This window comes from Syntrophotaleaceae bacterium (assembly GCA_041390365.1).
Taxonomy (GTDB): Bacteria; Desulfobacterota; Desulfuromonadia; order Desulfuromonadales; family Syntrophotaleaceae; genus JAWKQB01.
Genome location: JAWKQB010000002.1, coordinates 285,381 through 303,112, shown reverse-complemented (window position 1 = coordinate 303,112; position 17,732 = coordinate 285,381). Strand labels below are relative to the sequence as shown.

Here is a 17,732-nt window from a genome sequence, read left to right as displayed (position 1 = left end):
CAAAGCAGGTCACATGCTATCAAAAGCTTGAGACCCGCGCAATATTTCCCTCCACTATCCAGCTTCCCCTGTCGGTATCGGTATCGGTATCGGGGTCGGTATCGCGGTCGGGGACGGCTTCGGATACCAACAACACACAAAACCGGCCGCTGCATTGCAATAGGCATCCTCTTCCCGTATAATTTCCGGTGATTACTGTGCATTCTTGATAGTGACCCCGAGACCGAACCCGACCCCGATTGAGCGGTTTCGATTACCCGGAAACTTGAGTGACCAGCAAAAAAGAAAAAGGGAAAACAATTTCACCGATGAGCTTTCTAAAATCAAAATCATTGGGCCTGCCATTTCTTCTGTGCCTGACCGGTCTTCTCATGACCGTCTTACTGCTGCGGACGGGTATAGCTGAGGCGGCAGCAGAAAATACCCGACCAGAAGCGGCCAAGCATGCCCATTCCGATCATTCCGATCATTCCGATCATTCCGATCATTCCGATCATTCCGATCATTCCGATCATTCCGATCATTCCGATCATGACGCCGCCCACTCCAGCCAGGTTACCGGGCAGGCGGAGCACGTACATCCTGTGCCCGATTCAACAACTGACGCAAAAGTCGGTTTGCAGGAACGCCTGGGGGAGAGCATCCCTCTCGATCTGACATTCACCGATGAAGAGGGGAATCCGGTCGTTCTGCGCGATCTGATCACCGGTCCGACCATCATCGCTCCGGTCTATTACAGTTGTCCCAACGTGTGCAATTTCCTGCAGGCCGACCTGGCCCGGACCCTGCCGCAGGTCAGACTGAAACCGGCGGAGGACTACCGGGTTCTTTCCGTCAGCTTTGATGAACGGGACACTCCGGCGGCTGCCCGGGCGGCCCGAAAAACCTACCGGACCGCTATGAACGATGCATACCCGCTGGACGCCTGGCGGTTTTTGACAGGAGAGCCGCAGGCGATCCGGAGCCTGACCGATGCCGCCGGTTACCATTTCCAGCGCCAGGGGAATGATTTCATCCATCCCGTAGCCATCTTCGTCGTATCGGAGAGCGGCAAGATCGTCCGCTACCTGCACGGCACCCACATGCTGCCGATGGATCTGACGCTGGCCCTAACCGAAGCAGGCGAAGGGCGCGTGGGGACCACCATCCGCAAGGTGGCCAGCTTCTGTTTCAGCTTTGATCCGGAGAAAAAGCAGTACGTCTTCAACTACCTGCGCATCGTCGCCATCGTCGTCCTGCTCACCGCAGGCGGCTTTCTCCTGTTTCTCGTCGCGGGCGGAAGGAAAAAAACTTGACCCGGATGTAAACCGGGCTGGAATCGTCGACGACCCCGTCAAACAAGGAACGGATTTTTATGAGCACGATCGCAAACAAGGGGTTTTTGGCCCCTTCAGGCCGGCAACCGGCCCTTTTCGACTGGATCTTCTCGACCGATCATAAACGGATCGGGCTTCTCTACCTCTATTCGGTCATCGCTTTCTTTCTGGTGGGGGCCACCCTCGGCGTATTGATGCGCCTGGAACTGATCGCTCCCGGCCCCACCATCGTAACGGCCCAGACCTACAACGTCATCTTCACCCTGCACGGGGTGATCATGATCTTCCTGTTCATCATCCCCGGCCTACCGGGAGCCTTCGGCAACCTTATGCTGCCATTGCAGATCGGCGCCCGGGATGTGGCGTTTCCCCGTCTGAACCTCCTTTCCTGGTGGCTCTACATTCTCGGCGCGGGATTGGCCATCGCCTCCCTGTTCAGCGGCAGCGGGCCGCCCGACACCGGATGGACCTTCTACCTGCCCTTCAGTGCCGAAACTCCGACCAACGTCTCCCTGGCGGTTTTCGCCGTATTCATCATCGGCTTTTCCTCGATTCTCACGGGCATCAACTTCGTCACCACCATTCACCGCCTGCGAGCTCCGGGCCTCGGCTGGTCCCGCCTGACACTGTTCCTTTGGGCCCTGTACTCCACCGCCTGGGTGCAGATCCTGGCCACCCCGATTCTCGGCATCACCCTGGTCCTGATTCTGGTCGAGCGCATCATCGGCCTGGGGTTGTTCGATCCGGCACGGGGCGGCGATCCAATCATGTACCAGCATCTGTTCTGGATCTACTCCCATCCGGCAGTTTACATCATGGTCCTGCCGGGCATGGGGGTCGTATCGGAAATCCTGCCGGTCTTTGCCCGCAAACCGATCTTCGGCTACTGGGCCGTGGCCATCGCAAGCCTGGCCATCGCCGCCGCCGGTTCCCTGGTCTGGGGCCATCACATGTTCGTCAGCGGCATGAGCGACACGGCGATCCTGGTCTTTTCCCTGCTGACCTTCGTGGTTGCCATACCGTCGGCGGTCAAGGTCTTCAACTGGGTGGCGACGCTGTACAAGGGATCCATTTCGCTGGCGCCGCCGATGCTTCATGCCCTGACCTTCGTGTTCCTGTTTTCCATCGGCGGGCTCACCGGCCTGATCCTCGGTTCCGCCGCCACCAACATTCATGTTCACGACACCCATTTCGTGGTCGGGCATTTTCATTACACCATGTTCGGCGGCACCGGCTTCGCCTTTTTCGGCGCGCTGCACTACTGGCTGCCCAAGGTCTACGGCCGGATGTATAACCACAAAGTGGCCACCGTTGCCTGGGCACTCCTGTTCATCGGGTTCAACATTCTCTATTTTTCGATGAAAATCGTGGGTCTGAGGGGGATGCCGAGACGCTATTACGACTATCTGCCCGAATTCCAGAATCTCAATGCGATCTCGACGGTGGGCTCCTGGATTCTGGCAGCCGGCCTGCTGTTGATGTTCTTCAATTTGTACCGCGGCATGCGTAAAGGTCCCCTGGTGGGCAACAACCCCTGGCGGGCGGCGACACTGGAATGGCTCACCACCTCGCCTCCCCCGACGGAGAATTTTGAAAAAATTCCCGTAGTGACCCACGGTCCATATGAAATCGACAAGGCAGGGCGTCCATGAACGATGTGGCCCATCGTGACCTTGTCGGAGCCAGAATGGGGATGTGGCTGTTCCTGTTTTCGGAGCTGCTGCTGTTCGGCGGGCTGTTCATCCTGTACGCGGTCAATCTGAGCCGCTATCCTGAGGAATTTGTCCAGGCCGCCAAGGATCTTGACCTGGTTCTTGGAACAGCGAACACTCTGATCCTGATTACCAGCAGTCTGACCGCCGCCATGGCCCTGACCGCTTTGCAGCTGGCCCGGCGCCGGCTCTGCCTGGGGCTTCTGACATTTACGGTGGTGGCGGCGGCGGTTTTTCTGGTCAACAAGGGGTTTGAATGGCGAGCCAAATATTCTCACGGCCTGTTTCCGGGAACCGAACCTTTTCAGGAACTGTCACACGGCAAAAACATCTTCTATGGTCTTTATTATCTGACCACCGGACTGCACGGCCTCCACGTCGTGGTCGGCGGAGCCCTTCTGATCTGGAGCTGGGGCCTGCTCTGGAAAAATCGCATGAGCCGGGACAACAGCATCGTGCTGGAAAATTGCGCCCTTTACTGGCATCTGGTGGATTTGGTCTGGATTTTCATTTTTCCTTTGTACTATCTGCTGCTTTGATGGGGGAGTGCATGACTGAAGGACAGGAGCGGCATGTCATCGGGTTCAGCGGCCTGATTGCCGTCTGGATCGCGCTGCTGTTATTGACCGCTGTCACAGTGACCGTCTCGAGGCTCGATTTCGGCCCCCTCAATATCTGGGTGGCCCTCGGCATCGCCGCCCTCAAGGCGGCCCTGGTCAGCGCCTATTTCATGCACCTGAAATACGAGAGCCTGCTGTTCAAGATGTTTTTCCTGGGTGTAGTGGCTACCCTGGCCATCTTTATCGGCCTAACGTTTTTCGATGTCCTTTACCGTTGAGGGAACATTGTGAACCCCCAAATACCCAGCACCATCGAAACCGTCGACCAGGTTTTCCTTTATATCTTCGGCATCTCCGCGCTGCTGCTGATCGGCATCACCGCGACCATGATCTATTTTATCGTTCGCTACCATTGGCGCCGGCACCCCCACGCCGAGCCCAGTCCGCGGTACAACATCTGGCTGGAAATCACCTGGACGACCATCCCGACCCTGATCGTGCTCGGCATGTTCTGGTACGGCTGGAACGGCTATCTGACCCTGCTCAACGTGCCGGAAAATGCCCTGGATATCGAGGTCACGGCCCGCAAGTGGGATTGGACCTTTACCTATGAAAACGGGAAGACCAGCAATCGGCTTGTGGTACCGGCGAAGCGGCCCATACGCCTCGCCATCACCTCGCTGGACGTGGTCCACAGTCTGTACATCCCGGCATTCCGGATAAAAAAAGACGCCCTCCCGGGTTTCACCACTTATGTCTGGTTTGAAGCGCCGAGAGCGGACACCTACGATCTTTTCTGTGCCGAATACTGCGGGGTGGCCCATTCATCGATGATAACCGTTGTGGAAGCCCTGCCCGAGGAACGTTTTTCCCGATGGCTGGTGGAGAAGGCGGAGAAAGAGGCCGATGGCGAGGCGGAACCCGGCAGGGAGCTGTTGACCCGCCACGGCTGCAATGCCTGTCACTCCCTGGACGGCACGAAAATGATCGGCCCCACTTTCAAGGGCCTGTTCGGCCACACGGTCACCGTCACCACCGACGGCCGGAAACGGGAACTGACAGTCGACAGGGACTACCTCCGCCGTTCGATTCTGGAGCCGGGAGCCGATCTGGTGGAGGGCTATCCTCCGGTCATGCCACCTTATCAGGGCCGGATTTCCGATGAGGAACTGGATGCCCTGGTCGAGTTTCTGGCCGAACAGACCGGTAACGGAACATAGGCAATACGATGGGGAATTTCATCACAACCTCTCTGGCACCGTTGATCCGGGTCCGCATTGCCCTCGCCGTGACCTGCGCGGCACTGGCCGGCTTTGTTCTCGCTCCCGGCGCCTTCCCGACCAGCCGGGCGGCCCTGCTGGCATGGGGAGTCTTCCTGCTGGCCGCCTCCGGTTCGATCCTGAACCAGTTTCAGGAGCGACAGAGCGACGCCCTCATGGAGCGCACCCGCCAGAGGCCTATGGCCTCCGGCCGCATGAATCGGTTCGTCGCGCTGATCTGGGGATTGATTGCAGGAAGCGGAGGAATAGTCATTCTGCTGCTGCTGGACAGGAAGGCGGCCGTCGCGGGTCTGCTGGCGCTTCTTTTCTATAACGCCCTCTATACCCCGCTGAAAAAACGGTCTTTCCTCGCTCTTCTGCCGGGGGCCCTCTGTGGCAGCATGGCGCCGGCCATCGGCTGGTTGAGTGCCGGAGGACGTCCGGAAGACTATCGGATGGTTCTCCTTTGCGGACTGCTGCTGCTCTGGCAGATCCCCCATTTCTGGCTGTTCGCTCTGGAAAACCGGGATGACCTGGAACGGGCGAACCTGTTCCCCGGTCTTCCGACCGCTCCTCGGAATTACGCACGAGCTCTGATCCTGGTCTGGATTTTTGCACTCCTGGCAGGGACGCTGCTGCTGCCGGCCCTGAAGGTGGTCCCCCTGCTGCCGACGGGAATGCTATTATTGCTTGTCGCTGCTGGGTTGACGATCAGGAAGATTCAGATCAGAAACCGGCAAATGGAGTCATCATAAAACCGGAATGATTCAGGAAAACATGGCTCTATTTCGTCTCTTCCTCGATAACCTGAGAGGGACTGACAAAGGCATGCACCTGGCCCCCAACCATCACGCATTCGATGATAGGGACGTTAACATCCCTGGCAGCCTTCCAGCGAATAAGGAAATTTGCGCCCACCCCGCCCTTTTCGTCCCGATCTGAAAGATACAGATATTCTGTTTGAAGGGGAGCAAGTTTAACCGGCTGGGTAAAATATTTTTTGATCAGCTCACCTTTGGTATCATAGTAATCCGCCTGCAAAATCTGGATCTCGTTGTGAATGTCCGTGTTTCGTATGATCACCGTGTTGGAGAGATGCACGGGTACTTTCCTGGGGCCGGCAATGACATTGGAATAGACCGGAACATAAACGGTCTGACCTTTGGAAAGGGAGACCTCAGCAGCCGCGAGAAAATTCGATTGGAATATTACAGAAGTAAAAGTTAAGAGGATGAAGGATAATTTGAAAAAGATTTTCTGGTTGCTCATCACACACTCCCCGGCATGACAATTTACGGTTCTTTTCCAGCTCCTGAATCGACCCTGACCGGCGTCTGGAAACCTGGCGGCTTAATGGCAAGGACCGAGCATCGGAGCTGATCGAGGATGGCTTCTGCGGTATTGCCGATGATCAGCCCCGATATCCCCGTTCGCGCCACCGTTCCCATAACCACCAGATCCGCCTGCAGCTCTTCCGCCACCTGCGCAACCATTTTCTTTGGTGATCCCTTGATCAGATGAAGGGTGGGCGCAAGATATTCATAGGATTCTTTGCCGATCCAGCCCTGGAGCTCGGCAACCAGCTTGTAGAGCCCCTGCCTGTGCTGGGCATGCTCCTTCTCAACGTAGCCCCCTACATCCTCCCCCAACCCGCCAGCCCTTGACAGTGTTGTTTTCTCCGCAAAAGGTTCCCACGCATGGACCAGGTGCAAGGAAGCAAAGTTGGAAAGGGCGAGCGAGCAGGCCAGTTCCAGGATTTCCCGGTTGAGGTCCCGGTCCGAGCCCACAGGGTTCAGCGGATCAAAATCCACAGCCGCCAGGATGGTTTTATAATCCGGCTTTTCCGGTGACTTCATGAGCCAGATCGGACAGGGGCATTTACGCAGCAGATGCAGGTCGTCACTTCCGAACAGCCTTTGCGACCAGGTGGGGTTTTCCGCCGGTTTTATCACCAGATCGCAGGCGTTCTTCAAAACAGTTCGAATCACCTCCAGGAAGGTTCTTCCCACCAGGACATCCAGGCGGACAGGGCTATGTCTGAAGGATTGAACCAGGGATTCCAGATCCTTCCGGTGATCGTCGAATACGGCCTTCCGCCGCGCGTCGGATACCGTTTCGTCCGAAGACAGACCGATTCGCTCCAGAAAACCGGGTGGGATGACATCCAGGATTGTCAAATCGGCCTGATTCTGTTCCGCCAGCGAAAATGCTCGGGCCAAAGTCGAGGACTGGCCGACCGTCGGTTCGTTTACATAAAGGATGTTTTTAAAACGTTTCATGCTCACCTCACCCGTTCACTCCAGTTGCCATTACAAGGGAGCCTGGTCCTTCAACTGCCTGACGGCACCTGATCTGCCAATCACGATCAGACGATCACCACCCTGCAGACGCTCAGCGGAACTGATTGCCGTCACCTGTTCCTTGTCCCTCCCGATGCTGACCAGGGTGGCGCCAAATCTTTGCCGGAACTGCAGTTCTTCCAGGGATTTGCCTGAAAGCGCCGATCCTTCAGACACCTTGATTTCCGCTATTTCAAACCGGTCAGCATCTTCCTGTTGTTCCTTGTCAGGCTGATTGAGCATGTGCTCCGCCTCTTTCAGCCCGGCCGGATGCCCCATGAGGAGCAGGCGGTCGGCCGGAAAAATCCTGAATTCCGAATCCGGCTCATAATAGGCGCGGCCTCCCCGGCTGACGGCAAGGACCGATACGCCGGATGTCGACAGAGGGAGTTCGCGCACGGTCTTGCCGGCCGCCGATGCATCAGACCGAATCCGCACCTCGAGAAACGAGATCGGCAAATCGATGTCTTCCGGCAAAAAATCCATGGCATAGGTGAGGGCGTCGGCCGCCTGTTCCGTTGCGTCTCGAAAAGGCAGAAACACCAGGTGGGCACCCGCCTTTTCGAATTCGGCGGCTTCCTGCCGGTTGATCGCGGTCAAAGCCACTTTTCCGGCATAGCCCTCTTTCTCGAGATTGCGGATAAGCGCCAGGTTCATCTCCTTGGAACGCACGGTGCTGATGACCCACCGCGCCCGGTTCAGCGGCAAGTGTTCGGGCATGTCCGGGTCCGCCATGTCTCCATAAATGACCGGCACGCCTCGCTTGCGCCATTTTTCCAGAGCCATTGGATCGAAGTCGAACCCGACCACCCTTTTTTCCCGCCTTAGGAGGTGTTCAAGCAGTCCGCTGCCGTAATTTCCCAGTCCCATCAGGAGGACATCGACCGCTCCCGTCCCCTGAGGGGTATCGATGGCGGCTTCCCGATAAGGATTGCGCCTTTCGAAGATCCTCAGAGGATCGGCCAGGAAACGGTAAAGCGGGTCGGAATAGAGGATCATGTAGGTGGACAGAAAAATGGTCACCACTCCCACCAGGGTGATCAGCCCGACCGTCTCCTCCGTAATATGGCCGATGCTTAATCCGAGGGCGGCCACGATCAGCGAAAACTCGCTGATTTGAGCCACGGTCAGCCCGGCAAGAAAACCGGTGCGCCGGCGGTAGCCCATCAATCCCATGATGATCAGGACAATCAGCGGATTGCCGATGAGCACAAAGATGGAAAAAACCAGAGATGCACCCAACTGCGAGCCCACCATCGACCATTCCAGGCGCGATCCGAGGTCGATAAAGAAAAACAGCAGCAGAAAGTCTCTCAGGGTGGTCAGGCGCGATCCTATGGATTCCCGGAAGGTGGTGGATGCCAGAGAGATGCCGGCCAGAAATGCCCCAACCTCCTTGCTGAATCCCAACAGATCACTGCCGGCCCCGAGCAGAACCGCCCATGCGATTGCGAAAAGAGTCAACAGCTCCAGCGAATGGGCAAGACGTTGGGTCAGGTACGGGATGACATATTTCATCAGCAGGGCGACGACAACCAGCAATCCCAGGCCCTTGGCGCCGATGATCAGAAAGGAGAGATATCCGGGTGCCTCCCCGGCAACGGTCGTTCCAAAGGTGGTCAAAACGACCAGAGCCAGGATGGCGGCGATATCCTGAACAATCAGAAAGCCGAGAGCAATCTGACCATGGAGAGAGTCGATCTCTTTTTTGTCGGACAGGAGCTTGACGATGATGATGGTGCTGGAAAAGGTGAGAGCCACCGAAACATAGGCTGCGGTCAGATATGACATCCCGACAACCACGGCGATGACGAATCCGATCAGCGAAGTAAACACGATCTGACCGAGACCGGTCGCCAGAGCGACAGGTCCGGTGGTTCGAATCAGATGCAGATCGAGTTTGAGTCCAACAATGAACAGCAGGAGGGCTATGCCCATGTGGGCCAGAAGCTCAATCTGCTCATAACTCTGGATGATTCCGAAAACCGAGGGACCGGCCAGAATACCCGTCACCAGAAACATGATAATCAAGGGCTGCCGCAGTTTCTGCCCGACGATCCCAATCACTGTCGCCAGACCCAGGATAGCGGCAATTTCCACAAAAGTTCCGGTCATTCGACTCGTATCTCCAGTTGCACTTCTTTCTGTTTTTTGAAGCGATCCCTCGCAAGGCTTTCAATTTATCCGCCTTCCGATTTTTTGGATCATGTGGCTTTCATCCTATCAGTTTTTTAAATAATTTCCGTACCATGCATTGTTTTTTTGGACAGCTCAGGCAGCTATTCATCCAAGATATCGCCGCGACGTCCTCGTTTGACATCCGCCCTGCGATGCTTGGCCGCCAGCCGCTGTTCCCGGGAAGCCTGGCTTGGCCGGGTGGAAATTCTCAGGACCGGCTTTTTGTGCAAAGCCTTCAGCCTGGCCCGCAGCCGACCAAGGGCCCGCTCCAGATTCATTTTCCGGGAACGGGACTCAGTGGCCGTTACCGTGATGCCGGTCGGCAGATGCCGGATACGCACCGCCGTTTCCGTCTTGTTCTTTTTCTGACCTCCAGGGCCGGATGACCGGAAAAAACCGATTTCAAGATCCTTTTGCTGAAACATCTGATGTTCTCCATTCTTGCGTTCTTGACCATATAATTGGATTTCTGGCAATTTTGGCCCGTTCGTGCTAGAAAGCCGGAATTGTTATACACTCTGCGCAGAGGCATCGAAAAGACTTTCGACCACGCCCCCCGATAACACTCTTGCCACCAGGAGCCCGTCATGAACCATTTCGCCCTGACCATCATCGGCCGGGACCGCCCGGGCATCGTCGCCGAGGTCACCGAGATTCTCTACCGCCTCGGCTGCAATATCGCCGACTCGAGCTGTTCAATTCTCGGTGGGCAATTCGCCATGATTCTGATTATTTCTCATCCCGAGTATACCGGCAGAGAGAGCTTCGGCCAAGCTTTCGATCCTCTGGAAAAACACGACCTGTCGGTGTTTTTGCGTACCTTGAAGCCCGGCGGCGAGGCAGCACAGAAACTCAGCGGGGAGATCTGCCTGATCTCCGTATACGGTTCGGACAAACCGGGAATCGTCTATCCCGTGGCCCGAGAACTCGGCAACCGGAAGATCAACATCACCGATCTCAACACCAAGCTGATCGGCCCTTCCGAACGGCCCGTCTACGTGATGATGATCGAAGCCGTGCTGCCTTCCGGAATGACTCTGGAAGAGATCTCCGCAGTCCTGAACGACCTGAAAGACAGGTTGAAGGTCGATATCTCGGTACGGGACATCACTCCCGTGGAGTTCTAGCAATGGCGGTCAGGGACATCCTTATTTACCCGGATCCGCTGCTCAAGACCCCCTCCGAGCCGGTGGAGATCTTCGATGAGGCAACGGACAGCCTGGTCCAGGATCTGGTCGACACCATGGTTGCGGCGGGACACTCCGTCGGCGTCGCAGCCCCCCAGATCGGCATCAATCGACGGGCCGCGGTGGTGGACGTGTCAGGAAGCAAACAGGGCAGGGATAACAATCATGGTCTGCTGGTCCTGATCAATCCCGAAATCCTGGAAAAGGCGGGATCAAGAACCCTGCGGGAGGGGTGCATGAGCGTTCCCGACTATACCGGCAACGTGACCCGTGCAGAAGAGATCCTGGTGCAGTTTTTCGACCGCAGGGGACAGCTCCAGGTCATCAGGGCTACGGGATTCGAAGCGATTGCCATTCAACATGAAATCGATCATCTGGACGGATTTCTCTTTCTGGATCGGGTATCGAGCCTTAAAAGCGACATATTCCGCCGCAAGCGGTGAATCCTGCAGCCTTTCAAAGATTTCCGAAACTTGCTCCGGTCCGACAATTCAGTATACTCCTTCCGATTACCCATCCCCTGAAGGAAAAGACCCGATGCAGCCAGAAGCTTTCATTCTTCCCGGCAACGACAACGATCGCGCCCTGCTGGAAAACATCCACCCGCAGGGCTGGCAAAACCCGAAGCCGGCAAAATGCTACAACCTGGTGGTGATCGGCGGCGGTCCCGCCGGACTGGTTGCGTCCCGCACAGCTGCCGAACTCGGCGCGAAGGTCGCCCTCGTGGAAAGCAATCTTTTGGGGGGGGATTGCCTCAATCTGGGCTGCGTGCCATCCAAGACCCTGATCGGCTGTGCCCGGGCCGCTCACAACGTCCGCAGCGCGAAACTCTTCGGCGTGACCGATAACGATCAGAAACCCGAATTTACAAAGGTTATGGAACGCATGCAGATCGTGCGAGCCGGTCTGAGCGTCAACGATTCGGCTCATCTCTTAAGCCGGGAATTGGGGATCGATCTGTTTTTCGGTCAGGGCCTTTTCCGCGGTCCCGACACGATCGAGGTCGATCAAAGTCTTTTGCGCTTCAAAAAGGCGGCCATCTGTACCGGTGCCAGGGCAGCCGTTCCTTCGATTCCCGGGTTGGATGAGACCGGCTTTCTGACCAGCGAAACGGTCTTTTCCCTCACTGCCCTTCCCCGACGCCTGGCGGTGATCGGAGCGGGCGCCATCGGCTGTGAGCTGGCTCAGGTTTTCTCCCGTCTCGGCAGCGCAGTGACTCTGCTGGAACCCGGCCCCCGGCTGCTTCCCCGCGAGGACAGGGACGCTTCGGAGGTGGTTCAAAGGGCGTTCGAAGCGGAAGGGATACGCCTGCTGTTTCATTCCCGAATTTCGCGGGTTTTCGCGCGAGAGGGTGAAAAAGCAGTGCTTTACAGCCGCAACGGCGGGGAATCCGAACTGGCGGTCGACGCCATCCTGGTCGCCGTCGGACGGGCCCCCAACCTGAATAATCTTCATCTCGAAAAAGCCGGCGTGCACTACCATCCCCGGTCGGGCATCAAAGTCGATGCCTGTCTGAGAACCAGCAACCGGAAAATTTTTGCCGCCGGGGATGTCTGCTCGATTTACAAGTTCACCCATACTGCTGAAGCCCAGGCGCGCACTCTTGTTGCAAATGCCCTGCTCCCCATGCAGCGACGCAGTCTGAACAACGTTATATCCTGGTGTACCTACACCTCTCCGGAGCTGGCTCATGCAGGATTGTACGAACAGGAAGCACAGGCAAGGGGGATAGAGGTAACCACCCTGACCGTCCCCATGAGCGCGGTGGACAGGGCCTGGATGGACGGGGAAACCGAGGGATTTGCGAGGGTGCTTCTGAAGAAGGGGACCGACCGGATTCTGGGTGCGACTATTGTATCCCGGCATGCCGGCGAGATGATCGGCGAACTGACCCTGGCCATCAACAGAGGACTCGGCTTGAAGGCCATCGGCCACACCCTGCATCCCTATCCGACCCAGTCGGCAGTCATCAAAAAACTTGCCGACGCCTACCTCCGCAGCCGCCTTAAACCCTGGTTGAAAAACGTGCTGCGGGCCTGGATGCGCTGGCAAAACCGTTGACTGTGGGGCGACTGTTTTAGAGGTTGCATTGGGTCGATACCTCTGAGTTTTGTTCCTGAATGCAGGAAAAGAACACTGCAGGTTCCCTGCCGGCGATCACAATCTGGTTCCTGCCTCGGGCCTTGGCCTCGTAAAGAGCCTGATCGGCGCGCAGAATAATGCCTTCGGCCGTTTCGCCGGGGACCATCTCGGCCACACCGATGCTCAAGGTCACCAGGGCGTCCTTGCCTTTTGTCCCGAAACGGCATTTGATGATTTCGGCATTGATCCGCTCATAGATTTCAATGGCTGTCGAGTTCCTGCCGCCGGGCAGGATGATGGCAAACTCCTCCCCTCCGTAACGACTGGCGATGTCTCTTTCCCGAATGCAGGAGGACATGATTTTTCCCAGTGTCGCCAGGACCCGATCTCCCTCCAGATGACCGTGGGTATCGTTCAGGAGTTTGAAATTATCGAGGTCCAGCATCATGAGGGTCAGTTTCTGATCCGTTCTCTGGGCCAGTTCCATCTGCACATCGATCTGGGTTTTGAAGTACCGCAGGTTGAACAATCCGGTGAGAACGTCGGTAAAAGCCAGTTGCCGGTGCCGGCGCTCGCTGTTGCTCAGCTCTTCCCGTTCCCGACGGAGAAGATTGATCCGGTCGGCCAGGGCAAAGGAAAGCAGGACCGCATCCGCGGCGGTGCCGATCTGGAAGCTGTGAAAGGTGTAGACGTTGAAGGGGATGATTCCCAGAAAGGTCAGGTCGTAGACCAGTCCGCCGACACCGAAAAATATCCAGGAAAGAACCAGGAATCGGGCTGGACGATATCCCCTGCGCCAGCAGATGACCGCAGCCGAGATGATCAGCACCGGCACGGCCAGACAAATAAACGAATAGAGGAGGTTGAGAACCTTGACGGGCGCGAACAGGACCGGCACCATGAGCCCCGTCTGCATCAGGGTCATCCCGAGGAGCATGCGGTCGGCTTTGGGTGCCCGTTGGCTGGTCTGCAAAAAACAACGGGCGAACAGCAGCAGCGCCACCAGACTCAGGGAAAGGAAACCCAAATTGAGACGCAAGGCTCCCGACGGAGGAAAATCGGTCAGAAATTCGTAGGTCAAACGGTTGGTACCGAGAAAATAGAACCCGACGGCGGCGAAGGAGAGGACATACCAGAGATAGCTGCGATCCCGCAGACCGAAAAACAGGAACAGGTTGTACAACAGAAGCCCCAGGAGGAGTCCGAAATAGGCACCGAACCAGAGCATCCGGTAGACGGAACCGGTGAAATGGTCCCGGACGGTGGTTATGACGGGATTAAGAAAAAAGGCGCCGTCTGCTCGCAGCTTCAAATAGATTGTCTGTTCGGTCGAAAGCAGTTCGGGCAATCGGATAACCACTTCCGGTTTTTGCCCCGCCTCGCTTCCGGCGAAAGACCGGACGCCGCTTATGGGTATCTTTTCTATTCTTCCTGGCTGGCCCAAGGCAGGTCGAATAACGTAGGCCTCCATGCTGTCGAAGAAAACATATCCCAGATCGAGCAGGAGCGGCTCTTTTTTCCCCTCCCTCCCGGGAATGACCGGCGGTTCTCCGGCTATTCCGAAACGAACCCATACAGTCGTGTCAGTTATTCCAAGATTGAGGGTTGCAGAGCCCAGGGGGGAAAAACCGGAAAGGAATGACGGCGAGGATATCTCTTCAATACTCCAGCTGTTATCCGGATCGAGCAGAAAGGCGCAATGGGGGCCGATCTCGTAACGTTCCTGGTGACCGAGCAACTGGACAGGCGGGGGAATCGGTCGATTCAGGGCGCGACCGACCGTCGGAAGGCAGAGCGAAAGAAGCGCCAGTGCCATGAAAAACGGCAGAACGCCATTTCTTTTATGGAGGAAAAATCCCATTTTCTTGAAACCGAAAGTAAGGAAGATTCGCTGCCGGATGCAATCTGGTGGCTGGCCAAGGCCTATCTCTGTTTCATTTGACAGGCTTATGTTTAAAAACGCTTTATACCATAAGCAGTGGGCCTGATGTTAGAAAAAAATGTAGTGGTTTCGGATAGATATTTGTCCGAAAAGGTCCTCCCCTTGACAAAAACCGGGCAAGTCGTTAAATTAGCGACGATAATATCCATTGGAGGTTCAGACATGCCCGTATACGAATACAAGTGTGAAGAGTGTGGCCTGGTGTTCGAAGCCATGCAGAAGTTTTCCGATCCCCCGTTGACGGAATGCCGGTCCTGCGGCGGACCGGTTGAAAAGCAGATTTCCCAGACAGCCTTTGCTCTCAAGGGGCACGGCTGGTATCAACAGGGCTATTCCAGCACGCAGGCCAAACCGGCTTGTCCCGCCGCTGAAACAGGCGGAGGGTGCGGTGGATGCCCGAAGGCAGCCAACGAGTGAATAGCGGAAAACCTCGAAACCCCGGCCTTGACCGGGGTTTTTCATTGGTACCGGCTTGCGGTTCCGGTCCCTGAAAGGGAAGAGATATCAGCAGCTTTCTGAAAATACTGACTATTTTTTCCGGCCTGCTGCTTCTTGCAGGGTGCGGCCATTTCGGTTATTACGCTCACTGCACCAAAGGGCATTTGGAACTGCTGTCCGGCAGGACTCCTATCGCCGCCCTTGTGCAGGACCCATCCACTCCGAGCGACCTGCGCTGCCGCCTTGTGGAGGTCCAGGAGATAAGGAACTTTGCGAGTCAGACGCTGAAATTGCCGGAAAACGGCAGTTACCGCTATTATGCGGACCTTGGACGTCCCTATGCCACGTGGAACGTGGTTGCCGCTCCCGAATTCAGTCTTGACCCGAAAAAATGGTGCTTTCCCATCGCCGGATGCGTCACCTACAAAGGTTTTTTCAGGCAGCGCCTCGCGGAGGAATTCGCCAGCGATCTGCAGGAACAGGGGTTCGACATCTATCTCTACGGGGTGGCGGGCTACTCGACCCTGGGCTGGTTCGACGATCCGGTCCTCAATACATTCCTCGAGCAACCGCCCCCTTCGCTGGCCGGCCTGATCTTTCACGAACTCGCCCATCAGAGGCTGTATGTTCCGGGAGATACGGCCTTCAGCGAATCCTTTGCCATGACGGTGGAACTTTTGGGGGTCGAACAGTGGCTGTCGACCCGGGACTGCGGGACATCTTTTGAGGATTATCGTCAGGCCAAACACCGTGAGGAGGATTTTACCGACCTTCTCGAACAGTTGCGCGACCGCTTGTCCGCGCTTTATGACAAGCCCCTTGCGGTGACGGAAAAAAGGCAACAGAAGCGGCAACTGTTCGACGAATTTGCTCAGGATTACCAATCCTGGAAATCCCGCTGGAACGGCTATTCCGGTTATGACCGCTGGCTGGAAGAAGGCCTCAACAATGCCAAATTGTCATCGGTCAGCACCTATCAGCATCTGGTTCCCTCCTTTCGGGCCCTGTTTGAGCAAAACCAATCGGACTTTGCCGCATTCTACCGCGATGCCGAGCGTCTCGCCCGTCTTTCTCCCAGGGATCGCACCCGGGAACTTGAAAAACTGCGGGAAATTTTCCTTGCCGGTCAATTGCCCCTGTCTTCCTCCACAAATTCACCTGGAACCCTTTGACAATCGCTTATTATCGGCCACAATTTTCATCTCCAGGAGTATTTAATGTGCCGGTGAAGCTCAGCGGCCAGGGATCGCCAAAGGGAGTCGAAAAGTCTTTTCAATATCGACGCAGGCCCCGTGGGGCGGAAATTTGCGGGAATTTTGAATTACAGACCAAAGCAGGGGAGGACGACATGGAATATCCTGAAGATCTGCTCTATTCCGAGGATCACCTTTGGGTCCTGGTCGAGGGGGATTCGGCGACCATCGGACTGTCGGAACACATCCAGGCCATGTTGGATGAAGTGGTTTCGGTGGACCTCGCCGAGGAAGGCGACCAACTCGATCTCGGCAGCCCGATGGCTTCTGTGGAGTCGTCGGACGATCTGCTGGAAGTCTATTCCCCGCTGAGCGGAGAAATCATCGAAGTGAATGAGGGGTTGGCCGACTCGCCGGAATGGGTGCATGTTTCACCCTATGAAGACGGCTGGCTCCTGAGAGTGAAGATAACGGCCCCCGAAGAACTGGACGATCTGCTCAACGCCAAGGAATATCGGGAATTCATCGAGGAGGAGTGATCGGCTGCGGTGCAGGCAACTGAAAGGCAGGTCTCTTCTTGTCCGGCGCCTATCTGGCCCCGAAAATATCCCCTCCGCGACCATCCGGGTAGGATAGCCTGTACTGAAAGTAAGCCATGAACTGCAGATTTTCCCCCTCATAGGCAGAAGGAAGATCACCATAGGTCGCGCCCCGGTAGACGGCGGCAAAGGCCTCCCGGTCCAGGATTTCGGAGCCGGTGGTTTGCAGGATTTCGACCTGGCCCACGCTGCCGTCGCGATTGATGGTGATTTTAAGCAGACAAGTCCCCTTCTCCCCCCTTTCCGCGGCCACGGGAGGGTAGTTCCAGACATTGTAGATGTTGCGCCGGAAACGCACAAAAAAAGAGCCGAGGATATCCTTTTCGGTATCCAGCCAGACCGCCCCCCCCTCCCCCTCCGCCACGTCCGGTCGGGCCTTGCGTGTCATTTCCTGCTGAACCCTTGCCAGGGTGTTCTGCGGCAGACTGAGATCGACCTTGGAGGGATCCGTGGCCCTGGGGGAACCGCTCTTCCCCTTTTCGGGGAGAACCTTTGGCGGCGGAGTCTGCACAACCGGCGGTCGCGAGGGCAGGCGGTCCTCGATGGCATCCCCCCTGGGCGCCACCTCCTTCGGCGCCACCCGGTCGGAAGGTCCCAGCCGCTTGGCCGGTGTCTCCCGGGGACGCTCCTGGTCCGGCTCCTGCGGCAGGTCCAATTCCCTTGCCCGCGGTTGCGGTGGACGCACTTCCACCACGACCGGCTCTTTTTCACGGGCAGGGGGAAACAGAACCCGGTCCGGCAGCAAACGGACGAGCAGGAAGTGCATCAGCAGGGATAGAAGGATGAATCCTGCGAGAATGGCATCTTGCCGAGAGTGAGAATTCATTTTGGCGGTCCGGGCTCTCCCCTTTTGTACAGATTGTCTGTCAGGGGTGAATTATACAGGATGGACCCCGATGGTGGCCAGCGATGTTTGACATCAGTCCC

18 protein-coding genes are annotated in these 17,732 nt (G+C 56.7%); 12 read left to right on the top strand and 6 right to left on the bottom strand.

Translation table 11 applies throughout. The features are described 5' to 3' along the window. Positions 1 to 308: 308 nt before the first annotated feature. From R2940_08700 to R2940_08675, 6 genes are read left to right on the top strand one after another with little or no spacing between them, the layout of a single operon-like run. Positions 309 to 1,295: an SCO family protein gene (locus tag R2940_08700; protein ID MEZ4599854.1), complete on the top strand. Its 987-nt coding sequence runs from the start codon at positions 309 to 311 to the stop codon at positions 1,293 to 1,295. Positions 1,296 to 1,354: 59 nt separating this feature from the next. Further along, on the top strand, positions 1,355 to 2,968 hold the full coding sequence (locus R2940_08695) for a cbb3-type cytochrome c oxidase subunit I (GenBank protein MEZ4599853.1): 1,614 nt from the start codon (positions 1,355 to 1,357) through the stop codon (positions 2,966 to 2,968). Continuing rightward, a complete protein-coding gene (locus R2940_08690) occupies positions 2,965 to 3,567 on the top strand; it encodes a cytochrome c oxidase subunit 3 (GenBank protein ID MEZ4599852.1) in 603 nt (200 codons plus the stop codon). Before R2940_08695 ends, R2940_08690 begins: the two co-directional genes overlap by 4 nt. A gap of 11 nt (positions 3,568 to 3,578) precedes the next feature. Continuing rightward, positions 3,579 to 3,866 (top strand): cytochrome C oxidase subunit IV family protein, encoded by a 288-nt coding sequence (locus R2940_08685; GenBank protein ID MEZ4599851.1) that lies wholly within the window; start codon positions 3,579 to 3,581, stop codon positions 3,864 to 3,866. Between the two features lie 9 nt (positions 3,867 to 3,875). Then, positions 3,876 to 4,808: a cytochrome c oxidase subunit II gene (coxB, locus tag R2940_08680; GenBank protein ID MEZ4599850.1), complete on the top strand. Its 933-nt coding sequence runs from the start codon at positions 3,876 to 3,878 to the stop codon at positions 4,806 to 4,808. Positions 4,809 to 4,816: 8 nt separating this feature from the next. Continuing rightward, positions 4,817 to 5,602 carry a UbiA family prenyltransferase gene (locus R2940_08675; protein MEZ4599849.1) on the top strand — a complete coding sequence of 262 codons (786 nt, stop codon included), beginning with the start codon at positions 4,817 to 4,819 and terminating at the stop codon, positions 5,600 to 5,602. A 28-nt stretch (positions 5,603 to 5,630) separates the two neighbouring features. On the opposite strand, the gene R2940_08670 is transcribed toward R2940_08675, so the two are convergent. The 4 genes from R2940_08670 to R2940_08655 all read right to left on the bottom strand — a co-directional run bounded on the left by R2940_08670 (position 5,631) and on the right by R2940_08655 (position 9,789). Then, positions 5,631 to 6,116 (bottom strand): DUF3124 domain-containing protein, encoded by a 486-nt coding sequence (locus R2940_08670; GenBank protein MEZ4599848.1) that lies wholly within the window; start codon positions 6,114 to 6,116, stop codon positions 5,631 to 5,633. Positions 6,117 to 6,139: 23 nt separating this feature from the next. Continuing rightward, on the bottom strand, positions 6,140 to 7,126 hold the full coding sequence (locus R2940_08665; GenBank protein MEZ4599847.1) for a universal stress protein: 987 nt from the start codon (positions 7,124 to 7,126) through the stop codon (positions 6,140 to 6,142). Between the two features lie 30 nt (positions 7,127 to 7,156). Then, a complete protein-coding gene (locus R2940_08660) occupies positions 7,157 to 9,301 on the bottom strand; it encodes a cation:proton antiporter (protein ID MEZ4599846.1) in 2,145 nt (714 codons plus the stop codon). Positions 9,302 to 9,465: 164 nt separating this feature from the next. Then, complete coding sequence (locus R2940_08655; GenBank protein ID MEZ4599845.1) at positions 9,466 to 9,789, bottom strand: peptide chain release factor-like protein; 324 nt, start codon at positions 9,787 to 9,789, stop codon at positions 9,466 to 9,468. Between the two features lie 162 nt (positions 9,790 to 9,951). Here R2940_08655 and R2940_08650 point away from each other — a divergent pair, with 162 nt between their 5' ends. From R2940_08650 to R2940_08640, 3 genes are all read left to right on the top strand, one after another. Further along, positions 9,952 to 10,491 (top strand): ACT domain-containing protein, encoded by a 540-nt coding sequence (locus R2940_08650; GenBank protein ID MEZ4599844.1) that lies wholly within the window; start codon positions 9,952 to 9,954, stop codon positions 10,489 to 10,491. A gap of 2 nt (positions 10,492 to 10,493) precedes the next feature. Continuing rightward, a complete protein-coding gene (def, locus tag R2940_08645) occupies positions 10,494 to 10,994 on the top strand; it encodes a peptide deformylase (protein MEZ4599843.1) in 501 nt (166 codons plus the stop codon). Positions 10,995 to 11,088: 94 nt separating this feature from the next. Continuing rightward, the gene (locus R2940_08640) at positions 11,089 to 12,612 is read left to right on the top strand and encodes a mercuric reductase (protein ID MEZ4599842.1); all 1,524 of its coding nucleotides are present in this window, start codon (positions 11,089 to 11,091) and stop codon (positions 12,610 to 12,612) included. A gap of 16 nt (positions 12,613 to 12,628) precedes the next feature. Here the strand turns inward: R2940_08640 and R2940_08635 are convergent, their stop codons facing one another. Then, a complete protein-coding gene (locus R2940_08635) occupies positions 12,629 to 14,494 on the bottom strand; it encodes a diguanylate cyclase (GenBank protein MEZ4599841.1) in 1,866 nt (621 codons plus the stop codon). A 243-nt stretch (positions 14,495 to 14,737) separates the two neighbouring features. On the opposite strand from R2940_08635, the gene R2940_08630 reads away from it, so the two are divergent. From R2940_08630 to gcvH, 3 genes are all read left to right on the top strand, one after another. Continuing rightward, complete coding sequence (locus R2940_08630; protein MEZ4599840.1) at positions 14,738 to 14,992, top strand: zinc ribbon domain-containing protein; 255 nt, start codon at positions 14,738 to 14,740, stop codon at positions 14,990 to 14,992. An 86-nt stretch (positions 14,993 to 15,078) separates the two neighbouring features. Beyond that, positions 15,079 to 16,185, top strand: a complete 1,107-nt coding sequence (locus tag R2940_08625) for an aminopeptidase (protein MEZ4599839.1) — start codon at positions 15,079 to 15,081, stop codon at positions 16,183 to 16,185. 176 nt (positions 16,186 to 16,361) lie between these two features. Then, a complete protein-coding gene (gene gcvH / locus R2940_08620; protein MEZ4599838.1) occupies positions 16,362 to 16,745 on the top strand; it encodes a glycine cleavage system protein GcvH in 384 nt (127 codons plus the stop codon). 49 nt (positions 16,746 to 16,794) lie between these two features. On the opposite strand, the gene R2940_08615 is transcribed toward gcvH, so the two are convergent. Then, entirely contained in the window at positions 16,795 to 17,631 is an 837-nt protein-coding gene (locus R2940_08615; protein MEZ4599837.1) for a TonB family protein, read from the bottom strand. Positions 17,632 to 17,732 lie beyond the last annotated feature (101 nt).